Here is a 23,375-nt window from a genome sequence, read left to right as displayed (position 1 = left end):
TTTTAATTTGTTTGAGTTTGTTTGTAACATAAATATAGCTCAAGTTAGATTAACATGATACAATTTATACATTAACACTTTATCAAAAACAGTTAACTTGATTAACTCAATTATGCCGTTTCGATTATATTGAATTGAATAGCATATTGAAGATTAAAAAAAGGGGGGCGTATGAATGAGAAAGCAAAATGATAAGTTATATTGGAATCAATGCAAGCATCTACCAACCTTAAATACCATATTTGATAAGCTATATGACGAAGATATAATTCTAAATTTTGATAAAGACAAAAGGTCACTAGATCGAGTCCAGAGAATTGAGACTTTTTTTACTGAAGAGCTCGCAGCAGAAATAAAACAGAGATCACGTTCCTATTTAAGTTGGTTTTTAAATTGTGAAAAAGATGCTAATCCACTGATGAAAAAACTTTGTGGCATGTTAAAAGATTCAACAAATGAACTCTTAAGTGCTATGGAGGAAAAAGTATACAAACAGCTTTATATAAAGGAGGAACCTCAATTTGAAAATGATAAATTAAAGATATTTATAATAGAAGAGCTGGTGATTAAATTTTCAGTATTTATCCAAAATCCAAAGTACCTAAATCGTCTTGAATTTTGTTGTGATATCAATCCATCTAGGGCATTATCACGACTAATTATTTTTGTCGCATTAGGGCCATATGCTCCTGGAGTTATGGAATTAATATTACCAGAAGAAGATTCGAGATTGCTTCCAGAGTATTCAATATATTTGAATTCAAATTCTGCTGAAGAACCAGAAAGTATTTGCAAATATGCAGAATTACTTTATAAGGAAGGTCATCGTGATCAGGCTCTAATATTATTTACCAAGGTAGCAGAAGATATATGTGATCCAATTATTTTTTGTCGTATTGGGAAAATGTTGCAGATAGGGGATGGCTGTAATATCGATGAAAAAGGAGCCATCTATTATTTTAAGAGAAGTGCAGTTAACTCAGCTGAAGGTTGTTATGAAATAGCACAATGTTATCGTAATGGTATAGGGTGTGAGCGCCAAATAGATAAAGCACGTCATTATTTAGAGCGCTCAGCTGAGCATAATTTTAATCTAGCATTGCGTGATATTGGAAGTGCCTATTATAATGGGGATATTGGATATCCAAAAGATGTTCATATTGCAAAGCAGTATTTTGAACGTGGCGGATGCTTAGATAACCCCAAAGAAGGGGATATGACATGTCAATATATGTTAGCTACTATCATAGAGAAGGAGACTAAGGAATCAGGATTTTGTCCCCCAACGGCTTTAGGATGGTATGAAAATGCTGCCAGAAACGGAAGTATAGATGCAAAACAGCGTTTATGGGATTTAAATTGGAATGAGACACTTCCAAAAGAGATCCTAAAACCCCAGAAAGAGAGAGCTGTTGACAATTTGTATGTGCCATCTCCACGGGTATGTTTTATAAATACAATTAGTCAAGAAAGTCTGATATTTGTCGAAACTTTACCAGGCAGTGATTGGAAAGTGATTTTATGTGATTGTGAAGAAAAAGAAAATATTCAAAGACGAAAGTCTAAAACATTGAAATCAAAAGTTGAAAAAAGTGGGGGGATTTTTGAAATATATGAAGGTCCAATGGTCGAAGCATTTGAATACTACTTAGCTATAGGGGAATTGTTTTTTTTAACAAATTCTTTCAATCGTTATGTTGTAGGGGATTTAGGAAGTGATTTAAATGAGTATGAACCTGATCTGCTTTTTTTCTTATTTAACCCAAATCAAGATCAGAATTTAAGTGAAACGGTAAGCCTTTTAGAATATCTATATAAATTGAAAAAGGAAGAAGTTTATGAGCAAATGGATGCTGTTGGGTTAAGTAATCGATCTCGATTTTTTGTAAAATCAGAAATAGAATTTGCAACATTAATATTAGATAGTGTCCTGAGTGGAATGCGCGATTGCTTCTTCGCAGTTCGAATTTGTGATCCAGCGAAAGATGCTGCAGAAAAATTATTATCAATAGCACCATTGTTCTTACCCTGTCTAAAAGAAGGGGCCCCTAAAAATATAGGATTGGTTTTATTTGGGAGTTCTGAGAGCGTTTTATGGTTGATTAAGGATGCAATATCGGTTGCATATATGGAAGGCATATCTCTATCCATTACAGTTATAGATACCAATGTGAAAAGTATAGAGTCGCGTTTTCGTAGGGAGTGTCAAGGTATTTATAAGGCTCATGAATCCATTAAACGAGTGATACCTGTTTTTTATAAATTCGATTTCAACAGTGATCTTTTTAACGAATTGTTTTCCTATTCCTATTTGGAGATGTCGGAAGACGAAAAAAAAATTTCCGTGTTACTAAAAGCCGCAAATTATATTGTAGTTGGGACGGATAATGAACATTATAATTTAAAATTGGCAACAGATTTACGAACATGGTATTTGAAATACGATCCTACATTTAAAAGAAATCCATTCATAACAGCTTATTGTAAGGATTCACATTTAGCCTGGCAAGCGAAGAAATTAGCAGTGGTGAATGAGGATTTGGGATATGACTGGTTTAGTAACTATAATATCCATTGCTTTGGAGCATTTTCACAATTATACACTTATCAAGAACTAGTAAATGGTCTGCTTGAAAAGCGGGCCAGAACAATTCATCTTTCATATTATTCAGATAGTGAAAATGTTCAATCCTATAAAAGGGCTTATAAAGAATTTTTTAGTCGTCAATATAATCGAGATAGCTCATTATTGTGTGCAATTCACTTAATTTACCGCGTATATGCAGTTGGGATTAGGCTCAGTGAATGGTATTACTATGGTGATTTAGAGCAAGAAATAGGGCTCGCAGATGCATATCATAACTGGCTCACTGCAGGCGCAATGGATATAGATAATCAACGGTTGTTAAAGGCATCGCAAATGGAGCATGAGAGATGGAACGCATTTATGTTAACACGTGGTTGGGATCAAGCATCTACAATGCAGGTGATGGCATATATTCAACGTGGTAATCCTAGACAACAGCTCTATATTGCAAAATTACATCCGTATATCTGTGCTTGGGATGAGATTGGTGACGATGATTATGGCATACAGTCACAGGTAAAGCAAATAATGGGACGATTACATCTATCAAAAACAATTCCTAATATAAAGAAACTTGATGAAAACTTGATTAAATTGACATGCAAATTTATAGGTTAATGGTAATTAGAAACATTGTTGTATATGTGTCTTGTACAAATATAAGCCACAACATCCAAATATCGCATCAAAGTTGACATTACGTCCACATATGGTTAATATAAAATAAGAAGAATGTGTTAAAATATGAAATGTCTTGATGGATTCAATATATTGAGCATTTTAACAGGAGATCTGAAATGAAGGAAATCAATAGTTTAATCGCAGGCAATTTGAAACTGTTAAGAGAAGATCGCCATCTTTCTTTAAATGATCTGTCTAATCTAACAGGGGTTAGTAAAAGCATGCTTTCTCAGATAGAGAAAGGTGAAGCAAACCCTTCAGTGGGCACTATTTGGAAAATTGCAGATGGGCTAAAGGTCTCTTTTACGTCTCTCATCAATGAAGAGAGAGATCAAATGAGAATCGTCCGAAAAAGTGATTCATACGAAGTGGATCAAGAAGATGGCAAATACAGACTGTTTACCTATTTTCCATATGATCCTATGAGAAAGTTTGAAATTTATGTCATTGAACTGGACAGTAAAAGTGAACACAAATCAGATGCCCATTTTAAAGGCGTAGAAGAATATGTGGTGGTCACAAAAGGTAAACTTGAAGTACAAATGGGGAACATGGTAAACGTTCTGGAAACAGACGATGCCGCTATATTTGTACCGGATAAGCCGCACGTTTACAGGAACGTCAGTGAAGATCAAACGAAGGCCGTTATCGTCCTATATTATTCAGAATAGTGTTGCATAACTTTCTAAAACATCGTACAATATAGAGGACGAACGTCACTTTATATTGTACGATATTTTTGTTTTGGAGGGTGTCATGAACACGAAAATGAAAGCACTTGTCAAAAAATTTCCTAAAGAGGGCCTTTGGTTAGAAGATGTTGAAATGCCAATAATCGGCGATAAAGATGTACTTGTAAAAATGAAAAAAACTGCAATCTGTGGCACAGATGTGCATATTTATAATTGGGATAAGTGGTCGCAAGACACCATTCCAGTACCGATGACCATTGGTCATGAGTTTGTCGGGGAAGTCGTGGAAGTGGGCTCACTTGTAAAAGCCTTTAAAGTAGGTGATCTTGTTTCCGGAGAAGGGCATATCGTCTGTGGCGTTTGTAGAAATTGTCTCGCTGGCAAGAGACACTTGTGCAAAGATACGGTTGGAATTGGTGTCAATAGAACAGGTATTTTTGCAGAATATGCTTCGATTCCTGAAAGTAACGTGTGGATGTGTGATAAGCGCATTTCAGAAGATGTTTTAAGCATCATGGACCCACTTGGAAATGCAGTTCATACAACGCTATCGTTTGATTTAATCGGTGAAGATGTACTCATTACAGGTGCTGGCCCAATAGGCATGATGGCAGCCGCTGTGGCGAAACATTGCGGCGCGAGAAACGTCGTCATTACAGATATTAACGATTACAGACTTGGCCTTGCAAAGGAACTTGGTGCAACGAGAACGGTCAACACAGCGAAAGAAAAATTAACGGATGTTATGGCAGAACTGGGGATGACTGAAGGCTTCGATATTGGGCTAGAGATGTCTGGAAATGGAGCCGCATTAAATGACATGATCGAAAACATGCTCCACGGTGGTAAAATAGCAATGCTTGGTATTCAAGCACCTGATACTCAGATAGACTGGAATAAAATCGTATTTGGCGGCTTGTTTATCAAAGGCATCTACGGACGTGAAATGTTTGAAACTTGGTATAAAATGACGGCAATGCTTCAATCGGGTTTAGATGTATCCAAGGTTATTACACATAAAATGCACTACACAAAGTTTGAAGAAGGTTTTCAAATCATGAAAAGCGGACAATCTGGCAAAGTTATTTTGGAATGGGACTAGAAGGGAGAACTGAAAATGTCTAATGTACATGAACTCAAGTATTTAAAGGAAAAAATCGAAGGGCTTAAAGCGGACGGCGTGTATAGATCACTTCCAGTTTTTGATGGCGCTAACGAAGCTGAAATTAATTTAAATGGAAAAAAAGTCATCAATCTTTCATCAAACAATTACCTTGGACTTGCCAATAATCCAAGAATGAAAGAGGCTGCAATTAAAGCGGTTGAAAAGTATGGCGTTGGTGCTGGTGCGGTTAGAACGATCGTCGGCAACATGGACATTCATGAAGAACTTGAAACGGTTCTTGCGAAGTTTAAACGAGAAGAAGCGGTTATGGTATTCCAATCGGGCTTTAACTGTAATGCGGGAACGATTCAAGCGATCACAGACAAAGGCGATTTGATCATATCAGATGAACTCAATCATGCGTCTATTATAGACGGCGTGAAACTTTCAAAGGCGGATAAAGCGGTCTTCAAACACAGCGATATGGCGGATCTAGAGCGCATTTTAAAAGAAAAAAGAGATCATTACGAGAATGTTTTGATCATCACAGATGGCGTCTTCAGCATGGATGGTGACATCGCTAAATTGCCAGAAATCGTGGCACTTGCAGAACAGTACAGTGCAATGACTTATGTGGACGATGCACATGGTTCTGGTGTTTTAGGGGAACACGGTAGAGGTACAGTAGATCACTTTGGATTACACGGCAGAGTAGATTTCTCAATCGGGACTTTATCAAAAGCCCTTGGTGTGATCGGTGGTTATGTTGCGGGCAGTCAAACCATGAAAGAATGGCTCAGTCACAGAGGACGTCCAATTTTATTCAGTACTTCTTTACCACCAGCTGCTTTAGGCGCTTTAATCGAAGGCGTTAACATGCTTATTGAAACAGATGAGTTCTCTATAAAACTTTGGGACAATGCAAAATATTTTAAAGAAAACCTTGGTAAACTTGGCTTTAATACAGGTAAGAGTGAAACACCAATCACACCTGTTATCATAGGCGATGAAGCTAAAGCAATGGCGTTCTCTAAGCAATTAATTGAGAATGGTGTCTTTGTATCGCCGATTGTCTTCCCAACAGTACCAAAAGGCACTGGAAGAGTAAGATGCATGGTAACTGCAGGTCACACAAAAGAACAACTCCAAAAAGCAGTTGAAGCTTTTGAAAAAGTCGGTAAAGAAATGGGCTTAATTTAGAGTGCAAATAGCTTTGTAAATATGAAATAGCTAAACAGAGCAATCGTTTAGTATTTGAAACAGTCTGACAAAGTTTTACTTGTACCGGCTGTTTTTTAGGTGTGCCCAGCATGGGCGCAATCTAGTCGGTACATCGAGCCCAACCAAGAAAAACACTGATCTATTCGATTCCAGCCGAGAAAAGCATCTGCCAAAAGAGAATAATAAAGTCTTTTGGCAGATGCTTTTTACAGTGCAACGGTATTAATCAGTGTTTTACTAGAATCTGGAAGTCTGAAAAGTTACCGTGAGCATCTTACAGTACTATTTCATATCTTTCCAGTTTGTAATTCTTTGTTCCCAAATATAACTAAAATTATTAGCAATTTCTTTTACACCTTTAGGCTTTTCTCCTGTTAATTTTTCTACATCATCACTTATTACATTCATCAATCCTTCAGCAATACTAGCTTCATTGGTTACCATATCATTTGAGCACCATGGAACAGGAGACTTTGAAAAATCGCCATTCCAATCTCTTGGAATATTTAGCGAGTCTAAGTGCTCATAAAATGCTTCGTGGTTTACTGGACAGTATTCAATTTGGATACCTGACAATTCAGATATTATTTCAGCAAGTTCTCTCTGAGAAATGGATTCATGACCACATATATTATAAGCTGTATTATTCTCTCCTTTTCCTAGCAACAAAGCAGTCCCTACACGTGCACTATCATCTTTTGGAATAAAAGTAGCTTTTCCTTCACCTGCCGTAGTATACCATTTATTACCAGACATCATTGCAAAAACAACACCTACTGTAAGGTAATTTTCTAAATATAAATTATTTCTCATGAAATTGTAGTAAATGCCTGTTTCAGCTGTTTTTTCTTTAATGTATGTTTCTGTTGCTGTATGATCTGGTGTTACATATACATGAGCATATGCTGGATCACTTGCACCAACACAAGAAGTGTAGGTAATATGTTTTACTCCGGCTGCAATTGCTGCATCAACAACATTTTTATGTTGCTGCACTCTTGCTTCTCCGAGAAGCACTCCAGAAACAATATAAATTCTATCGCCACCTTCAAACGCTTGTGTCATTTCTTCAACGTTGTTATAATTGCCTTGTTTTACGGTTACGCCAAGTTTTTCCCATGTTGCTTTTTTTTCTGGGTCTAAGTTTTCAATACTTGGGCATGTAAATATTAAATCCACTGGGTTTACTTCTTTTAACATATTTTCTGCAATTCTACCTGCAAGTTTTCCGTCTGTACCTGTTACAATATAACGCATAATATAGTCTCCTTTTGTATTCGATAAGATATTGTGAATAAGCTGATTTATCTACTTCATTCTAACAGTATCATTAGGAAAAGTGAATTTCAAAAAAACTAATAGTATTAGATGAATTCTAATACATCATTAGATTTAATCTAATTATATATTGAGATACTTCATTAATTGTTTTATAATAAAATGATAAATAAAAGATAAAGGAGAGAGAGTGGGTGAATACACAACAGTTACAATGTTTCATATGTGTCGCAGATAAATTGAATTTTACAAAGGCTGCAGAAGAACTTTATTTATCACCACCAACGGTGACTCATCATATTCAAACTCTTGAAACAGAACTAAATGCAAAATTATTTTTCCGTACGCCGAAGGTGGTAGAATTAACAGAAGCAGGAATCTCATTTTATAATGATGCAAGAGAGATATTAATGAAAATAGATATATCTAAAGAACATGTAAAAAAAGCTTCCACTAGAAATATTAGTTTTTTGCGTATAGGTTGTAGTAGTAATGCAGAGTTGAACAGTGTATTTGAAGTGTTATCAAATTTACAAAAAGAATATCCAAGAGTTTATCCAGATGTTCTAGTAAAAAATTATTCACAGCTTATTACACTATTTAATGACAAACAAATAGATATTATATTTACACCAAAAGATATGATTAAGGATATTAAGCATTGTACTTTTAAAAAAATAAAAATTCTTACCAAATATGCAGTCATGTCTAAGAATTCACCTTTGAGTCACTATCAAAAGTTGACTTTTAATGATTTAAAAGACAATTGCCTAATTAGATTATCGCCTAGATTAATTCCTAATCAATACAAAGCAAAACCACATGAGAATTTAATACTTGATTTTCAAGATGAATTAGGTTTTATTTGCGAAAATGATCAAGTAGCGATATTGCTAGCAAAGGCAGATTATGGGATAGCGATTTTGCCAGAATTTTGTATACCTATAGATACAAAGGATATCGTGATAATACCAATACAGGAACAGGTGACCGCTGAGTATGGTATCGCATATCAAAGCAAACCAAAAGAAAAATACATTCAATACTTTATAGAGAAATTTACTTTAACTTAAATTATTCATGACAATCTTCTTTGCCAGATAAACCATACTAATCCCAATCATAAGGTTCCATAAACAATCGAATATTCATATCAAATTTTTCATTTACATTCTTTATAGATTTGAGAATAGTGTTAACATGCAGAGGATCACCATGAGAATTCATGCAGTACATCTGCTTAAAACCAAATTGATTCAAATTTTCAAATATATTGGTTTAAACCATTGTCATCGTTTCAAGTTTGACAGAAAATGTGCCAGAAAATGAACCTGTACAGTTGGTTGATGCCCCAATAATAAGGAGGTGCTATTAAGCAATCTGTTTTTTGAGCATTTAACGCCTCTTTTATTTTTTTACATATGGCATAGCTCCAATAAATATCGGCGGATAAATGCTAAGTATTGTCGTGAGCAGCGGGGGGACATATTCCTAATTCAGTGGGAGTCCAAACGCCCACTGAATGCAATCCTAAAGGATTGCGCAAGGGTTACGAAGGTAGCATAGCGGACTGAGTATACGCTTTGATAAATTCACTGTTTAAAAAGACATATCTGGGTATCGAATTCGGTCTCATTAAGTTAGTTATAAGTTATGCTTCTGTTATATCTCAGCATTTATTATCAACTCATTTTCAAAGTATGGTATGTTATATTTGAAACAATGTATCTATAAAATTTCTAAGGAGGACACGGCTATTGTTTAAAAACATTAAGTCTATACAAAGCAAGTTACTTTTGATAGTTATTCCGGTTGTAGTCATTACTTTTTTAATTCTTGCTTTTATAATTACAATTAGCTCTAAAAATATTATTGAGGTTGAGATTAACCAAAAGGTTGAAACACAAGTTGGAAAAGCGATATCTGATATTAATTCTCATATGCAAACACATGAAAAACTTCCGATTGGTCTTTCTAAAACGGTAGAAGGATTGGGTATATCACCTGATAACAAAGCCGGTTATGTTAACGTAATAAAAGAAATGCCTTTGACAAATGAAGATACTCTAGGAACAGGTATTTTTATGGCATCCAAATACGATGGTGAATATTTTTGCCCATATGCTTATAAAGTTGAGGGTGCAGTAACCTATACAGAAGATTATTTTGTTGATAATACTAAAGAGGGTTGGTATGTTATTGGTGAAACTCAAAATAATGTAGCATGGTCTGACCCTTATTTTGATCCAGTATCTAGTATTACTATGATTACTGCGACTTCTCCGATAAGAGATAGCGCAGGAAAATTAATTGGAGTAGCCACAGGAGATATGGATTTTACAAGTGTTCAGAAAATTGTTTCTTCAATTAAAGTCGGTCAAAATGGTTATGCGATGCTCTTAACTAAGGAAGGTGCTTTTTTAAGTAAAGGATCAGAAACGATTAAAGCTGACGATAATGGCATATTCCCTAATATTACTACGGATGAAAATACATCTTTAAGTGAGTTAGGGAAAATGGCTGTCGAAAAGAAAACTGGTACAGGTTACTTTGAACATAATAATGAGAGATTTAAGGCTTTTATAACGGAAATGCCAAATACAGGTTGGATTATTATTCTTGCTTTACCGGAGAAAGAAATAATAAATCCAATAATGAGCATTATCTTAAAAGTTGTTGTGATAACAGTTATAGCATTGTCTTTTCTAAGTTTAATACTGGTGTTTGTTGCTAAGAACATTACAGCGCCACTAAAACCATTAAAACTGGAAATTGAAACAATCTCAAATGGTGACTTTACAAGAACAATTGACCAATTATCAAAAGATGAAATTGGTCAAATTGCAAATTCTATGAATACTATGGTGACTTCACTACGAACAATCATGCAGGATGTTACAGATAGTTCTAGGCTTGTAGCTGCTACTGCAGAAGAATTAGAAGCGTCTGCATCGCAAAATGGACAAGCTGTCGAGCAAGTAGCTGTTGCAGCAACAGAAATATCTGGTTCAAATGCGGAGATTTCCAAAGTTACGTCAGATTTAGATCAATTAATAGAAATTGTTAATCAGAAGTCTGTTGAAATTGAGGATCAAATGAATCATGTAACGAAAGCACTTGCTTCAATTGATGACATGTCATCAGAGAGTAATGAGTCTGTTAAAGCACTGATTCAATCCATGACGTTAGCGTTTCAAGATGTAAATGCGCTTTCAAAAGTAATGAATGTCCTTACTGAAAAATCAGGTCAAATAAATTCAATAGTTGATACTATTCAAGGGATTTCTTCCCAAACGAACTTACTTGCACTTAATGCATCGATTGAAGCTGCAAGAGCAGGAGATGCTGGAAGAGGCTTTGCAGTGGTAGCTGAAGAGATAAGAAAATTAGCAGAACAGTCTTCTGGATCAGCAAATTCAATTTCTACAATTGTTTCTGAAATCAGTAGCGCAACACTTCACGCAAACACATCTACAACTCATGTTGTTAAATCAATAGGGGACGGACAAGAAGATTTATCAAATGTAAACAAGAGCTTTGAAAATATTGTAACTAGTATTTCTAAAATAGTAAATTTAATTGAATCTGCGGACCACCTAGCAAAAATAATTAGTACTCAGTCAAATCAAGCTAAAGCCTCTGCAAGTGAGTTAAAAGCACTTACAAATAAATCGGCTGAGGAAGCAGCTTCCATTGCGGCAGCTACTGAAGAGCAGCTTGCTTCTGTGGAAGAACAAACTTCTGCCACATCAGGACTTGCACATATTGCTGAAAGCCTTCAAGAAAAAATGAGCATATTTAAGGTTTAATAGTCAAAAATAATAGCGAGTATCAATTGTATACGGATTGATTGTGGCAAAGTGAGGTTATTATGAAGGAAATCAACTCTGGGAACGCTTCTACTTTATTCATCATTACCACCAACCATCACTAAGATATACAGTTAACCTGTACTCTCGCGATTATTGGGGTGCTTTCCCTGTTGTCAAGTATTTTTTTAAAGAAATTCAAGTTTCTAGCATGAATTTCTTAAGTTGACGATATTGGTTTCAGAATTGCTGAAAACCTGGAAGAAGCAAATTTTTGAAATAGAAATTTGATTTGTGAAACGTTTATCGTTATAATGAATTAAATGAAGGTTTAAGGAGTGTTTAAATGAATGATAATTCTGAAAATCTATTTTTTTGTGTGGCAAAGGATCCTTATAATCATATTATGCATATTATGTGTAATCGATGGAAGCCTTATTTGATACGAGCTATGGATTTTGAAGACGAAGAGGGTATGCGGTTTTCAACATTTAAGAAAAGACTCCCAATTAGCGAAAGAGTTTTAGCTATGAATTTAAAGGCACTTCAGTCTGATGGTATTATTATTAAAGAAGTCTTTGCTGAAGTACCCGTTCGAGTGGAGTACAAATTGACAGAACTCGGTAAGACATTGTGTCCTATTTTAGATAGTATGTATAAATGGGGCTGGGAAGATATGAAACGAAAGAACATTGAAGTCGATCCACTGGGTGAGATGTGGCATGGTTACAGAGAAAAAGATGAAGAGCTTATGCGGGAGCCGTTTAAATGATTACATGTTATGGATTGGTTGACAATCCATATTTTTTTTTAAAACAATAAAATTTGAGCCTAAAGCTGTGATGAGGCATGTTCAACCTCAAACAGCGTCAGCGAAAATTGGTTTGAAGCATCAAAAGGTGGTTTAAATGGTATTGGAAATAAATGTGTTTTTACATAAAAGCAATTTGAAAATAAAAGATTTAATCAAAAAATAGGTCACCTAAGCAAAACGTATGACACTTACTTAAATGTTAGTTACAGATAAACTTATTCGTAATTATATTTATAGAATTACCGTGATACACTTAACGTGTTAAGTAAATATTAATCTAATAATGTATTTTAGGACATGAGGGCGGTAAATTTAGCTCTTTATCTGGGATTATCGCAAAGTTGGATTATAAATATAATAACGAATGGAGATTGATATGACTAGAAAAAAATATATAAATATGTTTTCGCCAATGCAGATAAAAAATGTTACATTCAAAAATAGAGTTTTTGCTTCTCCACTGACAACCAATCGGATAGTAGAACATGGATATCCGACAGCAGAGGGCATTGATGAATATGAGAATAGATCAAGAGGTGGATTTGCGGTGGTTACATTAACGGAATCCTTCATTGATGATGACTACTCTAGTAGGCATGAACACGGCTTAAATGTGTATAAAAAACAGATGTCAACCATACACATAGAGAGTATCTTAACTTTAACGGAAGCCATCAAAGCACATGGTGCTGTTGCCTCAATTCAGCTCAATCATGTCGGCGCAATGAATCATCCTGAAGAGATTAAAGGGAAAAAAAATCCGATTGGTCCTTCAGCATTTTTGAGAGAAGATGGGGTCCAAGTAGATGAAATGACAGTTGAAATGATGGAAGAAGTTGCTAATAACTGGGCTGAAGCAGCTTGGAATTGTAAGGCCATGGGTTTTGAAATGGTCAATCTTCACGGTGGTCACGGATGGTTGCTTAATCAATTTATATCCCCACGTTTTAACAAGAGATTAGATGAATATGGTGGCAGTATGGAAAACCGTGCACGTTTCCCGATTATGGTATGTAAGCGTATCAAAGAAGTTTGTGGAGACGATTTTCTGATTGAATACAGAATGTCAGGTTCTGAACGTATAGAAGGTGGCATGACGCTAACGGATGGCATTGAGTTTGCAAAAATTATACAACACCATGTGGATTTGATTCATGTAACATCAGGTGTTTATCAAGATCATGTCAATACAAAAGCATTTTCATCTATGTTTGATAAGCATGGCTGTAATTTAGATCTCGCAGAAGCAATTAAAAAGAATGTGAATGTACCTGTTGTAGCCGTGGGAGGATTCAACAGTCCAGAGCAAATTGAAGATGCTATTGCGACGGGAAAGTGTGATTTTGTAGCATTGGGAAGACAACAGTTTGCAGATCCTGCTTTTGTAAACAAAACGTTGGCAGGTTGTGAAAATCAAATTGCGCCTTGTTTAAGATGTTCTTGTTTTAATCCGCTATCTGGAAACCCAGAGGAGAGACCTATTCCGGAACTGTGGCATTGTGCGGTTAACCCATGGGCTTCAAGGGAGTTGCGGTGGAGATCCGCGCCAAAACCGTTGGGCAAGAGAAAGGTTTTAATCATTGGTGGTGGTGTATCGGGTATGTATGCCGCTTTAACTGCTGCAGAAAGAGGGCATGATGTAACTTTATGTGAAAAAGAGTCTGAACTAGGCGGTCAACTCTGGTTTACAGAAATAGATGAACACAAGGAATCTCTAAAACGATATAAAGATTCTTTGATTGAAAGATGTAAATCTACAGGTGTAAATATTCATCTTGGAACTGAAGCTACAATGGCGTTTGCTGATGAGTTGAAACCTGACGTAGTGATTTGTGCTGTGGGTGCACAGCCGTTTACACCTCCTATTAAAGGGATAGAACATGCAACTTATGCAGTAGCGGTTTATAAAAATCCAGAAAGCTACTTTAACAAGAAAGTGGTGATTATTGGCGGTGGAGCGATTGGTTGTGAAACGGGTTATTTTCTAGCAGATATTCATAACACTAAGGTTAAAATATTAGAAGCAAGAGATGATATCAGTAAGGATTCCAATGAATCGCAGAGGATGGCATTATTCCCTAGAATGAAAGAGGCAGGCATGACATGGGATTGCAATACAAAAATATTAGAAATTAAAGATAGTGGTGTTCTCTACATTGATGCGTTTGGAAATGAACGCTTAGAAGAAGCGGATGTCGTTCTATTTGCCACTGGTTCGAGATCAAATACGGATATAGTAGAAAAATATCGTGAGATCAGTCCTAAATTTATAGTAACTGGAGATGCTCGCAAAGCGAGAACTGTCAAGCAAGCAACCTATGAAGGTTTTTGCGCTGCAATGGATATTCTGTAAATTGAGTCAGTAAATCAGTTGGAAATTTTAATCATAAATTAAGTATAACTCAATGGGCTAGTTCTTTGAACTAGTCCAAAACTTTTTTTGAAAATAAAAATGACTATATCAACTCACTTCTGAATTGCTATAGTCATTATCTATTTTAGGGCTATTTTTAAACAGCCCCTTATTTTATAAAAAAAGTTGTCCTATATTGTGATTAGGACAACTCTTTTTCAAAATTCGGTGAATCGACATATAAATACTTGGACTGCTTAATTTCTTTAAGGTATTTATACAGAGTGGCTTGTGCGATCTGTAAAAATTCACAGACGATTGGGATTGAGCCTTTGACTTCGAAGACACCCTTGTCTTCTAAACGCTGAATGATGGCAAGTTTGGCCTCGCGAGAATCGCTTGAGAATGGTTTTTCTCTTTCGATTTCGCCAAAAATAAGTTGCTTTGTCAATGTTTCGATGGAGTCATCCACTTTGGAAGTGGATTCGATTGTCTTTATAGAGGCTCCTGTAAAGTTTTCTAGATATTTTTGCATGACATCAATATGTGTTAAATCTTGATTAATGCAGATCGCATACTGATATTTGCCCTTAGAATCTTTTAAGAAAAACGTGGAACTTCGAATGTGCGTTGTCCCTTTGGTATAGGAGCTTCCGCCAATAAGCATATCAGCAAGTGGCGAGTCCATGGCATGTCGCCTAGTGATGTTCATCGTTGTAGGATCATCAGAATCATTTTCAACTCGACCAGTGATGTGCCCATTGCTAATCCACTTTATTTTACTATTGATTAAGTCATGCACAACAATTTCGGTGTCATTGCCCAAAACTTTGGAAAAAAAATCTAAAATCGTAATAATGATTTCTATTTGGGTCATATTACCTCCGTTGAAAGTTTTGTTTTAATTTATTATACTATAAAACAGAAAAAACCACATCGTATAAATAATTATATTATATATAAAAATTTATTGACCAGAGGTTATAAAATTGTTACAATATATAAGTAATTATATGCTATGTAAAAAATTATACAAGGAGATGGGTTATGAAAAAAGGCGATTTTATTTGGGGGGCAATTATGCTGGTGATCGTGGCTATTTTTGCACTTCCAGATTCACGAGAAATATTTATTAGCTTTACATCAGCGCATCCGCTATTGGGCGGTTTTGTAAAATTTGGTATACTCGCTTCAATGGGTGAGCTACTTGCTGTGCGCGTTGGATCTGGTAAATGGACATTTGCCACATTCTTTTTTGTACGAGCGATTATTTGGGGTTTATTTGGAATATTGATAACCATGATTTTCACCATATATTCAACAGGTACAACTGCCTTGTTATCAAAGGGGCTATTGCCTGGTGGGGAATCCAAGTTGGCGTTTGCTTTCTTTACATCATTTCTTATGAATGCCACATTTGCACCTACTTTTATGTATGCACATCGGATTTCGGATAAGTATTTGGATTTAAAAGCTGAAGGAAAAACGGATCTATCGTTGACAAATATCATTCAAAATATTGATACGGTTGGATTCTGGAACTTTGTCGTCGTCAAGACTGTGCCTTTCTTCTGGATACCAGCGCATACCTTTACCTTTTTATTACCTGGAGACTATAGAATTTTGGTTGCAGCATTGTTGTCAATGGCATTAGGCCTTATTTTGACAATCGCTAAGAAATCAAAAAATGAAATAGCAAAGGGTTGAAAGTGAAAAAACCCCAATAAGGTTGGCGCTGAGCATTTGTAAAGCCTTAATAGATTGGAGCTAAAATTGGAAGTTTTAAAATTACTAATAGAACAGAAAAAAACAAATTTTATTTTTTTAGGCGAGGCCGGTAGTGGCAAAAGTGAAATTGCACTTAATTTTGCAATGCTATTAAGTCAAATGACTGATAAAACGGTTCATTTCTTCGATATGGATATGACGAAGCCTTTGTTTAGATCTAGGGAAGCGATTTTTGAACTTGAAAATGCGGGCATTGTATTTCATTTTGAAGAGCAGTTTATGGATGCGCCAACGTTGGTTGGGGGTGTCAATAGGTTATTAAGAGATGATACATGTCTTGTGGTGATGGATGTTGGAGGCGATCATATTGGCGCAAGGGCTGTGGGTGGTTTTTCAGGTGAACTCAACAAAGCGTATACCCTTGTCTATTATGTGCTCAATGCGTTTAGACCGTGGTCAACAGATCTTGAGCGGATTGACCAGACGCTTGCAGCTGTGCTTGGTGCATCACGAGTGCAACTGGATAATATAAGATTAATTGATAATCCAAATCTAGGAATTTCAACGACAATAGAGGATTTTATTGAAGGTTGCCGAAAAATGAATGAAATTGTAGCGCCTTATAAAACGATTGATTTTACATGTGTCAATGAGTCTTTATATGATAAAGCGCATCTGTTGGTGGATACCGATTTGATGTCTCTTCACTTATATTTAACCTATCCATGGTTGAGTAGTGAGTTTTAAGTCAACTATTTGAAGCAACCGTTTGAAAAAAATGTTTAAATCAATGTCACCTAATTTTTATGTAGAAAGGAGTCCAAAATGGCTGAAGTTAAAATCATTTCGGAGAGATGCAAAAGCTGTGGTTACTGTGTGAAGTTTTGCCCTAAGAACGTCCTTGAAATCGGAACAGAAGTAAATTCAAAGGGTTATGAATATGTGACGCCAGCAAGAATGGCGGATTGTATTGCTTGCTTGATGTGTGGTAGAATCTGCCCAGATGGCGCAATCGAAATCTATAAATAGGAGGAATACAATGTCAAGAATATTTATGAAAGGCTGTGAAGCTATAGCTGAGTCAGCGGTTAGAGCAGGTTGTCGTTTTTTTTCTGGTTATCCAATCACACCACAAAATGAAATCCCAGAGTACTTTGCCAGAAGAATGCCAGAAGTTGATGGTGTGTTCCTTCAAGCGGAATCAGAAGTTGCTGCTGTGAACATGGTATATGGTGCAGCATCAGGTGGTACAAGGTCTATGACGTCATCGTCAAGTCCAGGCATTGCGCTTAAAAGTGAAGGTATTTCCTATTGTGCAGCAGCTAGAATTCCAATGGTATATGCCAATATCTCAAGAGGAGGCCCAGGCGTTGGTTCTATTCAACCTGCACAAATGGATTACCTTCAAGCTACAAAGGCATCCGGAAACGGTGGTTTTCAAATGATGGTCTTTGCACCTGCATCGGTTCAAGAAGCCGTAGATTTAACTTATAAGGCGTTTGACTTTGCAGATAGAGATAGAAATCCAGTTCTTATTTTATCAGATGGTGTCATCGGGGCCATGATGGAGCCTGTTGAATTACCAGAGCTAAAATCTGCAGAAGAGATCGCGACACTTAAAGCTGAAAAACGGCCTTGGGCTTGTATCGGTCATGCACTTGATGAAAAGCGTGCTTGGATACAACCCGGACAGTGGCAAACCTCAGAAATGGAGTGTGTGAATAAAGAGGCGGAGGCACTTTATAAATCGTGGGAAAAAGATACCATGGTGGAAAATTATAAGGTGGATGATGCAGAGGTTATCTTGACAGCTTACGGGATCTCAGCGCGTATTGCGAAGTCAGCTGTAGATCATTTAAGAAAAGAAGGATTTAAAGTAGGCCTTATCAGACCTATTACAGTTCATCCCTTCCCGAATAAAGCCTTTGAAGCAATTGATTATGACAAGGTTAAGTATATCCTAGATGTAGAAATGTCGATTCCAGCACAAATGATCCATGACGTGAATGCTGTGGTAAAAGAACGCATTCCAGTGAGAGCCTGTTTACGTTCTGGCGGAAACATCATGACACGTGATTTGATCATCCAAACGGTCAAAGGATTTGAGGAGGAGCGATAAAAATGAAGCAAGTGTATGCGAGAACAAAAACAATTCAAGAGGATAAAGTATCAGGCTTTTGTCCAGGTTGCTTTCATGGTACGATTATGAAATTAATCGGAGAAGTCTTAGAAGAAATGGCTATCGTGGATAAAACAGCATGCGTGCTTGGTATTGGTTGCTGTGGGCTTCACATGAACTATATAGCTTACGACAACATTACGGCACCCCATGGGCGTGCAGCAGCAGTAGCTTCTGGTCTTAAGAGAACAAATAAAGAGACCTTGGTTTACACTTATCAAGGTGATGGCGACTTTGCCTCAATCGGTCTTGCTGAATCGGTTTCAGCGGCAAATCGTGGAGAAAATATCACGATTATTCATGTAAACAATGGTATCTATGGGATGACAGGTGGTCAGATGTCACCGACTACTTTAGTGGGTATGAAAGCTTCAACAGCACCAATAGGCAGACAAGTTGAAGAGCATGGTTATCCAATGGACATGTGTGAAGTCATTAATAAATTGACGGCACCAGTGTACATTGAAAGAACAAGCTGTAACACACCTCAAAATGTTATTAAAACGAAGAAAGCCATTCAAAAAGCATTTCAAAACCAATTGGAAGGCAAAGGGTTCTCGTTAATCGAGATCGTTTCTAACTGCCCAACAAACTGGGGTATGGATTCGCTTAAATCACTTGAATTTATTGAAGAAAAGATGATTCCGCAATATCCACTTGGCGTGTACAGAGATAAATAGGAGGTAAGACATGGAAACAAATTTATGCGTTGCCGGTTTCGGAGGCCAAGGCGTTATGACCATGGGGAAGTTCTTGGCAGAGGCGACTTGTGATTCAACAGATAAAAATGTGACGTTCTTCCCCTCTTATGGCGCTGAGCAACGAGGTGGAACAGCAAATTGCTTTGTGGTGATTTCAGATGATTTCATAGGTGCGCCTTTAATGGATACAATGGATGATCTCATCGTTATGAATGGACCTTCACTGGATAAGTTTTTAAATCAGCTCAAATCAGGTGGGACGCTGTTTGTCAACAGCTCAATTGTAAGGGAGAATGTTGGGCGCGATGACATTTCTCTTGTGAAGGTACGAGCAACTGAGATGGCGCTGGAAATGGGGAATGTCAAAGTCTTGAATATTATCATGCTCGGGGTCTATATTGGCTATACAGGCGTTGTGGCACCTGAAATTGTATGGCATACCATTGAAAAGAAACTGGCGAGTAAGGCATCTTTATTGCCTTTAAACAAGCAAGCATTTGAAAGAGGACTTGAAATTGGCAAGTCACAAAAGCAATAAAGGATTCTTTCATAGCAAAAGGAGGATTTTAGTCGATCCTTCTTTTTGTGTTAATTTATAATATGGGAATATGTCCTTTAAAACACCTTAAAATAATGGTACAATACATAAAAAATAGATGGAGTTGCTTATGATAAATGAAAAGGTAGATCAAATTTTTAATATAGTGTTAGAAGAGCTTAATAGTGAATTCATAGGACAAGAAACTTATTTTGAAGCGTTATGTCAATACTTTCGCAAGAAAATTGAAACAGAAACTTATGGGAGCTTATTATTAGTAGGTGAACCCAATACGTTTAAGAAAAACAGTGTGAATTCCATTTTTAGACATCTTAATCAATCAGAGTTACTTGGACCTTACGAACTTGCTGAAATGGACATGGAAAACTATGAGTTCAAATTGGGATTCAATGTATTTTTAACAGATTTAATCCATTTGTTAAAAAGCGATGTAAAGGGGCTCATTTTTAAAAATATTGAACGTGCATCGGCACAAATGCTCCAGATTCTCACTGCGATTGAACCCTTAGGCAAGATTCAGCTTGAAAAGCCATATACCATTCGAGATATGTTTTTAGTTGAAATTGAAGAAGCTGAACAAAATATTGTAGACGAAAGCTACATTGAAACCATTGAGTGCCCTGATAAATATTATATTTTTAGTTTTAATAGACGTACTAATGATCAATTATCACAATTTTTAGAGGATCACTTAACTCAGTGTGATCAAGTGCTTTATACACGAGAACTGACAAAAGACGAAAAACTATCTATGATGCAATACATTCTATATAAAGTTCTAAATGATATAGAGGAAGCACATCAGATTAAAATTAAGTTTAATCCGAAAGGGCAACATGGTGACGCACAAATCAGGAGCCTTTATAAATATATTGCAAGTTTTGAAGAACATGAAAAATTCTCTTTAATGGAGTATACGCGTTATAAAATCAGTGCCCCACTTGATAAATTACTGAGAGAAAAGCGCAATCACAGTGATGCCATGTATCTTTATGTGATGGATAATGAGATCTTTTGTAGGCTTGATGAAGAACGCTATAATCTAAAAGACTACGTGACAGCAAGCTTATCAGAGGTCAAATATAGGTTGCAAACGAGAACAGGTCTAATAGCATTTAAGACGTTTATGGCACAAATTGAAAATAATTTTAAAGTTCAGAATATTAGAAAGCAGATGGGGCTCAAAACAACAGTTGTAAATCTGAATACTGTATTTACTGGAAATGCAGGGACTGGCAAAAGTGAATCCGCTCAATTGATGTACGACTATCTTTTGGCACTGGGAGTGCTACAAAGCGAATGCTTTATTAGCGTTAGTCAATCTGACTTTATGGCTGAGAATCTGAATAAGCTTCGTGAAAATGTGAGAGAACTCTTTAAAAAAGCTCTTGGTGGGATGCTTTTTATTGACGAAATATCCTCTATTTTTGACAGTGAAAAAAACAAAGCAAGTGAGGCGTTTATTCGTGCTTTAAGTGAGGAATACCGAGAGTACGGCAATGAATTGGTGATGATTCTTTCAGGAAAAGATGATGAGATGCTTGCGATGATTGAATCACATGGACTAGAAGCCGTTTTTCCAAATCGAGTCCATTTTACGGATTATACGCCAAGTGAAATGTATGAAAAAGCGGTCACTTATGCGGGGCAAAAAGGTTATGCGATTGCTCCAAGTCTAAAAGATGAACTTATTGATCTGTTTGACAAAACGCAGATCAAAGAAAAGAAAGGACTGGGTAATGCAAGATTCGTTAGAAATATTGTTGATCGTGCCATTGCTGAGCTTAGAAAGCAATATTTGTACAATCCAGATCAAGTATTTGATACTCTGACGAAGCAACATTTTAATTTTAAATTCAGCATTGATTTTGATTTAGAATCCAGACTTTCAAATATCATTGGTCTTGATGATGTTAAAAATTTATTACGTGCACAATACAAACTTTTGATTGCACAGGAAAAAAGACGCTCTGTTGGCGTATACACAGAAATAGAACAAAATCTCAACATGGTCTTTGCAGGTAATCCAGGAACTGGAAAGACAAGTATCGCAAGACTGGTAGCTGAAATGCTCAGTGCCATGGGATTTTTGAAAAATGGTCAACTCATAGAGGCCGATCGTTCTGGATTTGTTTCAGATATGCCAGGGGAAACTTCTAAAAAAACAGAACTTAAATTCAAAGAAGCTCTTGGTGGTATTTTATTTATAGATGAAGCCTACACGCTTGCAAGTGATGCTATTGGTCGTGAAGCCATCGAAACTCTACTAAAACTCATTGAAGATTATTCTAAAGAGGTCATTGTTATTTTAGCAGGGTATACAGACGAAATGGAAGCTTTTTTTGATGTTAATATTGGCCTTCGATCACGCTTTCCACTTTGGACCATTTTTAAAGATTATGTACCTGGTGAGCTCTTTGCTATGGCAAAAAAACTTTTTAAAAGCAAAGGTTTTCGAATTTCAAAAAAAGCAGAGTCTGAAATGGCGAAAAACTTCATTGATATCTATGAAAATGCCGATATGCAATCTGGAAACGGAAGGCTTGTAAGAAATTATGTAGAAAATCTTATCCGTATCCAGAGCATCAGAATTGCCGAAGAGCACACCAGTGCAAATGAGATGAATGTCATCACCGCAACAGACATTGAACGCTATATTTTTTCGGATCGTAATCAAGATTATAATTTCAATGCCCGTCTTGAAACGTACACAGGGAATTCAGAATCAAAGCAATACTTGCTTGATTTCTACAAAATGTTAAAAATCAATGATTTAAGAAAAAAAAGAGGCTATGCGGTTGATCTTAACAAGTATAATAACATGGTTTTTACGGGTGAAATGGGTACAGGTAAACACAAGATGATTGATTTAATGGGAGAGTTACTGACAAATTTAGGCTTCATCAAATCTAAAAAACCTTATGAACTCAATTACGAAGAGATTCTAGTCAACCTTGAACATGGCAATGCCCTAGAAGATATCTTCAATAAAGGCATAGGTCGTATTATCTTGATCGACAATGCCGATAGACTCATATTTTTCGAAAAATTTCAAAGTTTAATGTCATCATTTATCAAATTTATAGATAAGAATAAGCAACGGACGTATTTTATTTTGAACTGTTCTCAGGAAGGGCTTTCGACTCTCTTTGCCAGTTATCCGTCATTGGCTTACCGCTTTCCAATGCATATCCATTTTGAAAACTATTCATCAGAGGCATTACAGGCGCTGATTAGCAATGAATTAGAGCTGAGAAAGTATGTGTTGGAAGCCGGTTGTGATGAGATATTAAAAGAAGCACTTGATGAGCTCTGTCAAAATAAATATATGGTGCTTAAAAATGGGCTATTGGCAAAACAATTCTTAGATTATATGATTAGGATGCAGTCAGTTCGTATTTTTGATGGAAAAGAAGTCCAGGAAAAGCTTATGCATATCGAAGCTGTTGATATCATTAATGCGAAAAAAAAATTTATGGAAAAAAACACTTAGATGCAGATACAATGTTAAAGACAGATGCGGTGATTCATGGCTGTGTATGTCTTAAAGTGGGGTATGCCTTGAACTTTTTTCGCCAATGCGTGAAGATTTTATTTGAAAAGTATCATTATAGGGGATTTTAGAAAGGCGACAAAATGAGTGGAATTTTGTCGCTTTTCTTTGAGAT

At 36.2% G+C, this 23,375-nt stretch carries 17 protein-coding genes; 15 read left to right on the top strand and 2 right to left on the bottom strand.

The window, feature by feature from the left end; genetic code table 11:
- Positions 1-175: 175 nt before the first annotated feature.
- From F3D3_RS00960 to F3D3_RS00945, 4 genes are all read left to right on the top strand, one after another.
- Entirely contained in the window at positions 176-3,205 is a 3,030-nt protein-coding gene (locus tag F3D3_RS00960; protein WP_069870324.1) for a tetratricopeptide repeat protein, read from the top strand.
- Between the two features lie 179 nt (positions 3,206-3,384).
- On the top strand, positions 3,385-3,939 hold the full coding sequence (locus F3D3_RS00955) for a helix-turn-helix domain-containing protein (protein WP_069870322.1): 555 nt from the start codon (positions 3,385-3,387) through the stop codon (positions 3,937-3,939).
- Positions 3,940-4,036: 97 nt separating this feature from the next.
- On the top strand, positions 4,037-5,062 hold the full coding sequence (gene tdh / locus F3D3_RS00950; RefSeq protein WP_069870696.1) for an L-threonine 3-dehydrogenase: 1,026 nt from the start codon (positions 4,037-4,039) through the stop codon (positions 5,060-5,062).
- Positions 5,063-5,077: 15 nt separating this feature from the next.
- On the top strand, positions 5,078-6,265 hold the full coding sequence (locus F3D3_RS00945) for a glycine C-acetyltransferase (protein ID WP_069870320.1): 1,188 nt from the start codon (positions 5,078-5,080) through the stop codon (positions 6,263-6,265).
- A 303-nt stretch (positions 6,266-6,568) separates the two neighbouring features.
- On the opposite strand, the gene F3D3_RS00940 is transcribed toward F3D3_RS00945, so the two are convergent.
- Positions 6,569-7,543, bottom strand: a complete 975-nt coding sequence (locus F3D3_RS00940) for an NmrA family NAD(P)-binding protein (RefSeq protein ID WP_069870318.1) — start codon at positions 7,541-7,543, stop codon at positions 6,569-6,571.
- Between the two features lie 215 nt (positions 7,544-7,758).
- On the opposite strand from F3D3_RS00940, the gene F3D3_RS00935 reads away from it, so the two are divergent.
- The 4 genes from F3D3_RS00935 to F3D3_RS00920 all read left to right on the top strand — a co-directional run bounded on the left by F3D3_RS00935 (position 7,759) and on the right by F3D3_RS00920 (position 14,540).
- On the top strand, positions 7,759-8,637 hold the full coding sequence (locus F3D3_RS00935) for a LysR family transcriptional regulator (protein WP_069870316.1): 879 nt from the start codon (positions 7,759-7,761) through the stop codon (positions 8,635-8,637).
- Between the two features lie 684 nt (positions 8,638-9,321).
- Complete coding sequence (locus tag F3D3_RS00930) at positions 9,322-11,373, top strand: methyl-accepting chemotaxis protein (protein ID WP_069870314.1); 2,052 nt, start codon at positions 9,322-9,324, stop codon at positions 11,371-11,373.
- 346 nt (positions 11,374-11,719) lie between these two features.
- Complete coding sequence (locus F3D3_RS00925; protein ID WP_069870312.1) at positions 11,720-12,145, top strand: helix-turn-helix domain-containing protein; 426 nt, start codon at positions 11,720-11,722, stop codon at positions 12,143-12,145.
- A gap of 418 nt (positions 12,146-12,563) precedes the next feature.
- On the top strand, positions 12,564-14,540 hold the full coding sequence (locus F3D3_RS00920) for an NAD(P)/FAD-dependent oxidoreductase (protein WP_069870310.1): 1,977 nt from the start codon (positions 12,564-12,566) through the stop codon (positions 14,538-14,540).
- A 202-nt stretch (positions 14,541-14,742) separates the two neighbouring features.
- Here the strand turns inward: F3D3_RS00920 and F3D3_RS00915 are convergent, their stop codons facing one another.
- Positions 14,743-15,417 carry a transcriptional regulator gene (locus tag F3D3_RS00915; protein ID WP_069870309.1) on the bottom strand — a complete coding sequence of 225 codons (675 nt, stop codon included), beginning with the start codon at positions 15,415-15,417 and terminating at the stop codon, positions 14,743-14,745.
- A 170-nt stretch (positions 15,418-15,587) separates the two neighbouring features.
- Between F3D3_RS00915 and F3D3_RS00910 the strand changes: the two genes are divergently transcribed.
- The 7 genes from F3D3_RS00910 to F3D3_RS00880 all read left to right on the top strand — a co-directional run bounded on the left by F3D3_RS00910 (position 15,588) and on the right by F3D3_RS00880 (position 23,200).
- On the top strand, positions 15,588-16,247 hold the full coding sequence (locus tag F3D3_RS00910) for a hypothetical protein (protein WP_069870307.1): 660 nt from the start codon (positions 15,588-15,590) through the stop codon (positions 16,245-16,247).
- 66 nt (positions 16,248-16,313) lie between these two features.
- Positions 16,314-17,015, top strand: a complete 702-nt coding sequence (locus tag F3D3_RS00905) for a hypothetical protein (protein WP_069870305.1) — start codon at positions 16,314-16,316, stop codon at positions 17,013-17,015.
- A 78-nt stretch (positions 17,016-17,093) separates the two neighbouring features.
- Entirely contained in the window at positions 17,094-17,297 is a 204-nt protein-coding gene (locus F3D3_RS00900) for a ferredoxin family protein (protein WP_069870303.1), read from the top strand.
- A gap of 10 nt (positions 17,298-17,307) precedes the next feature.
- Positions 17,308-18,387, top strand: a complete 1,080-nt coding sequence (vorB, locus tag F3D3_RS00895; protein ID WP_069870301.1) for a 3-methyl-2-oxobutanoate dehydrogenase subunit VorB — start codon at positions 17,308-17,310, stop codon at positions 18,385-18,387.
- 2 nt (positions 18,388-18,389) lie between these two features.
- Positions 18,390-19,127: a thiamine pyrophosphate-dependent enzyme gene (locus tag F3D3_RS00890; RefSeq protein ID WP_069870299.1), complete on the top strand. Its 738-nt coding sequence runs from the start codon at positions 18,390-18,392 to the stop codon at positions 19,125-19,127.
- 10 nt (positions 19,128-19,137) lie between these two features.
- Positions 19,138-19,686 (top strand): 2-oxoacid:acceptor oxidoreductase family protein, encoded by a 549-nt coding sequence (locus F3D3_RS00885; protein ID WP_069870297.1) that lies wholly within the window; start codon positions 19,138-19,140, stop codon positions 19,684-19,686.
- A gap of 130 nt (positions 19,687-19,816) precedes the next feature.
- Positions 19,817-23,200: an AAA family ATPase gene (locus F3D3_RS00880; RefSeq protein ID WP_069870295.1), complete on the top strand. Its 3,384-nt coding sequence runs from the start codon at positions 19,817-19,819 to the stop codon at positions 23,198-23,200.
- Positions 23,201-23,375 lie beyond the last annotated feature (175 nt).

The sequence above is a fragment of the Fusibacter sp. 3D3 genome (assembly GCF_001748365.1).
GTDB lineage: Bacteria > Bacillota > Clostridia > Peptostreptococcales > Acidaminobacteraceae > Fusibacter_A.
The sequence above is the reverse complement of the archived record's forward strand: the minus strand, read 5'-3'. Positions and strand labels throughout refer to the sequence as shown.

Coding starts and splice junctions, on each gene's coding strand:
- F3D3_RS00960 (WP_069870324.1), top strand. CDS start 176: ATGAGAAAGCAAAATGATAAGTTATATTGGAATCAATGCAAGCATCTA.
- F3D3_RS00955 (WP_069870322.1), top strand. CDS start 3,385: ATGAAGGAAATCAATAGTTTAATCGCAGGCAATTTGAAACTGTTAAGA.
- tdh (WP_069870696.1), top strand. CDS start 4,037: ATGAAAGCACTTGTCAAAAAATTTCCTAAAGAGGGCCTTTGGTTAGAA.
- F3D3_RS00945 (WP_069870320.1), top strand. CDS start 5,078: ATGTCTAATGTACATGAACTCAAGTATTTAAAGGAAAAAATCGAAGGG.
- F3D3_RS00940 (WP_069870318.1), bottom strand. CDS start 7,543: ATGCGTTATATTGTAACAGGTACAGACGGAAAACTTGCAGGTAGAATT.
- F3D3_RS00925 (WP_069870312.1), top strand. CDS start 11,720: ATGAATGATAATTCTGAAAATCTATTTTTTTGTGTGGCAAAGGATCCT.
- F3D3_RS00920 (WP_069870310.1), top strand. CDS start 12,564: ATGACTAGAAAAAAATATATAAATATGTTTTCGCCAATGCAGATAAAA.
- F3D3_RS00915 (WP_069870309.1), bottom strand. CDS start 15,417: ATGACCCAAATAGAAATCATTATTACGATTTTAGATTTTTTTTCCAAA.
- F3D3_RS00910 (WP_069870307.1), top strand. CDS start 15,588: ATGAAAAAAGGCGATTTTATTTGGGGGGCAATTATGCTGGTGATCGTG.
- F3D3_RS00900 (WP_069870303.1), top strand. CDS start 17,094: ATGGCTGAAGTTAAAATCATTTCGGAGAGATGCAAAAGCTGTGGTTAC.
- vorB (WP_069870301.1), top strand. CDS start 17,308: ATGTCAAGAATATTTATGAAAGGCTGTGAAGCTATAGCTGAGTCAGCG.
- F3D3_RS00890 (WP_069870299.1), top strand. CDS start 18,390: ATGAAGCAAGTGTATGCGAGAACAAAAACAATTCAAGAGGATAAAGTA.
- F3D3_RS00885 (WP_069870297.1), top strand. CDS start 19,138: ATGGAAACAAATTTATGCGTTGCCGGTTTCGGAGGCCAAGGCGTTATG.
- F3D3_RS00880 (WP_069870295.1), top strand. CDS start 19,817: ATGATAAATGAAAAGGTAGATCAAATTTTTAATATAGTGTTAGAAGAG.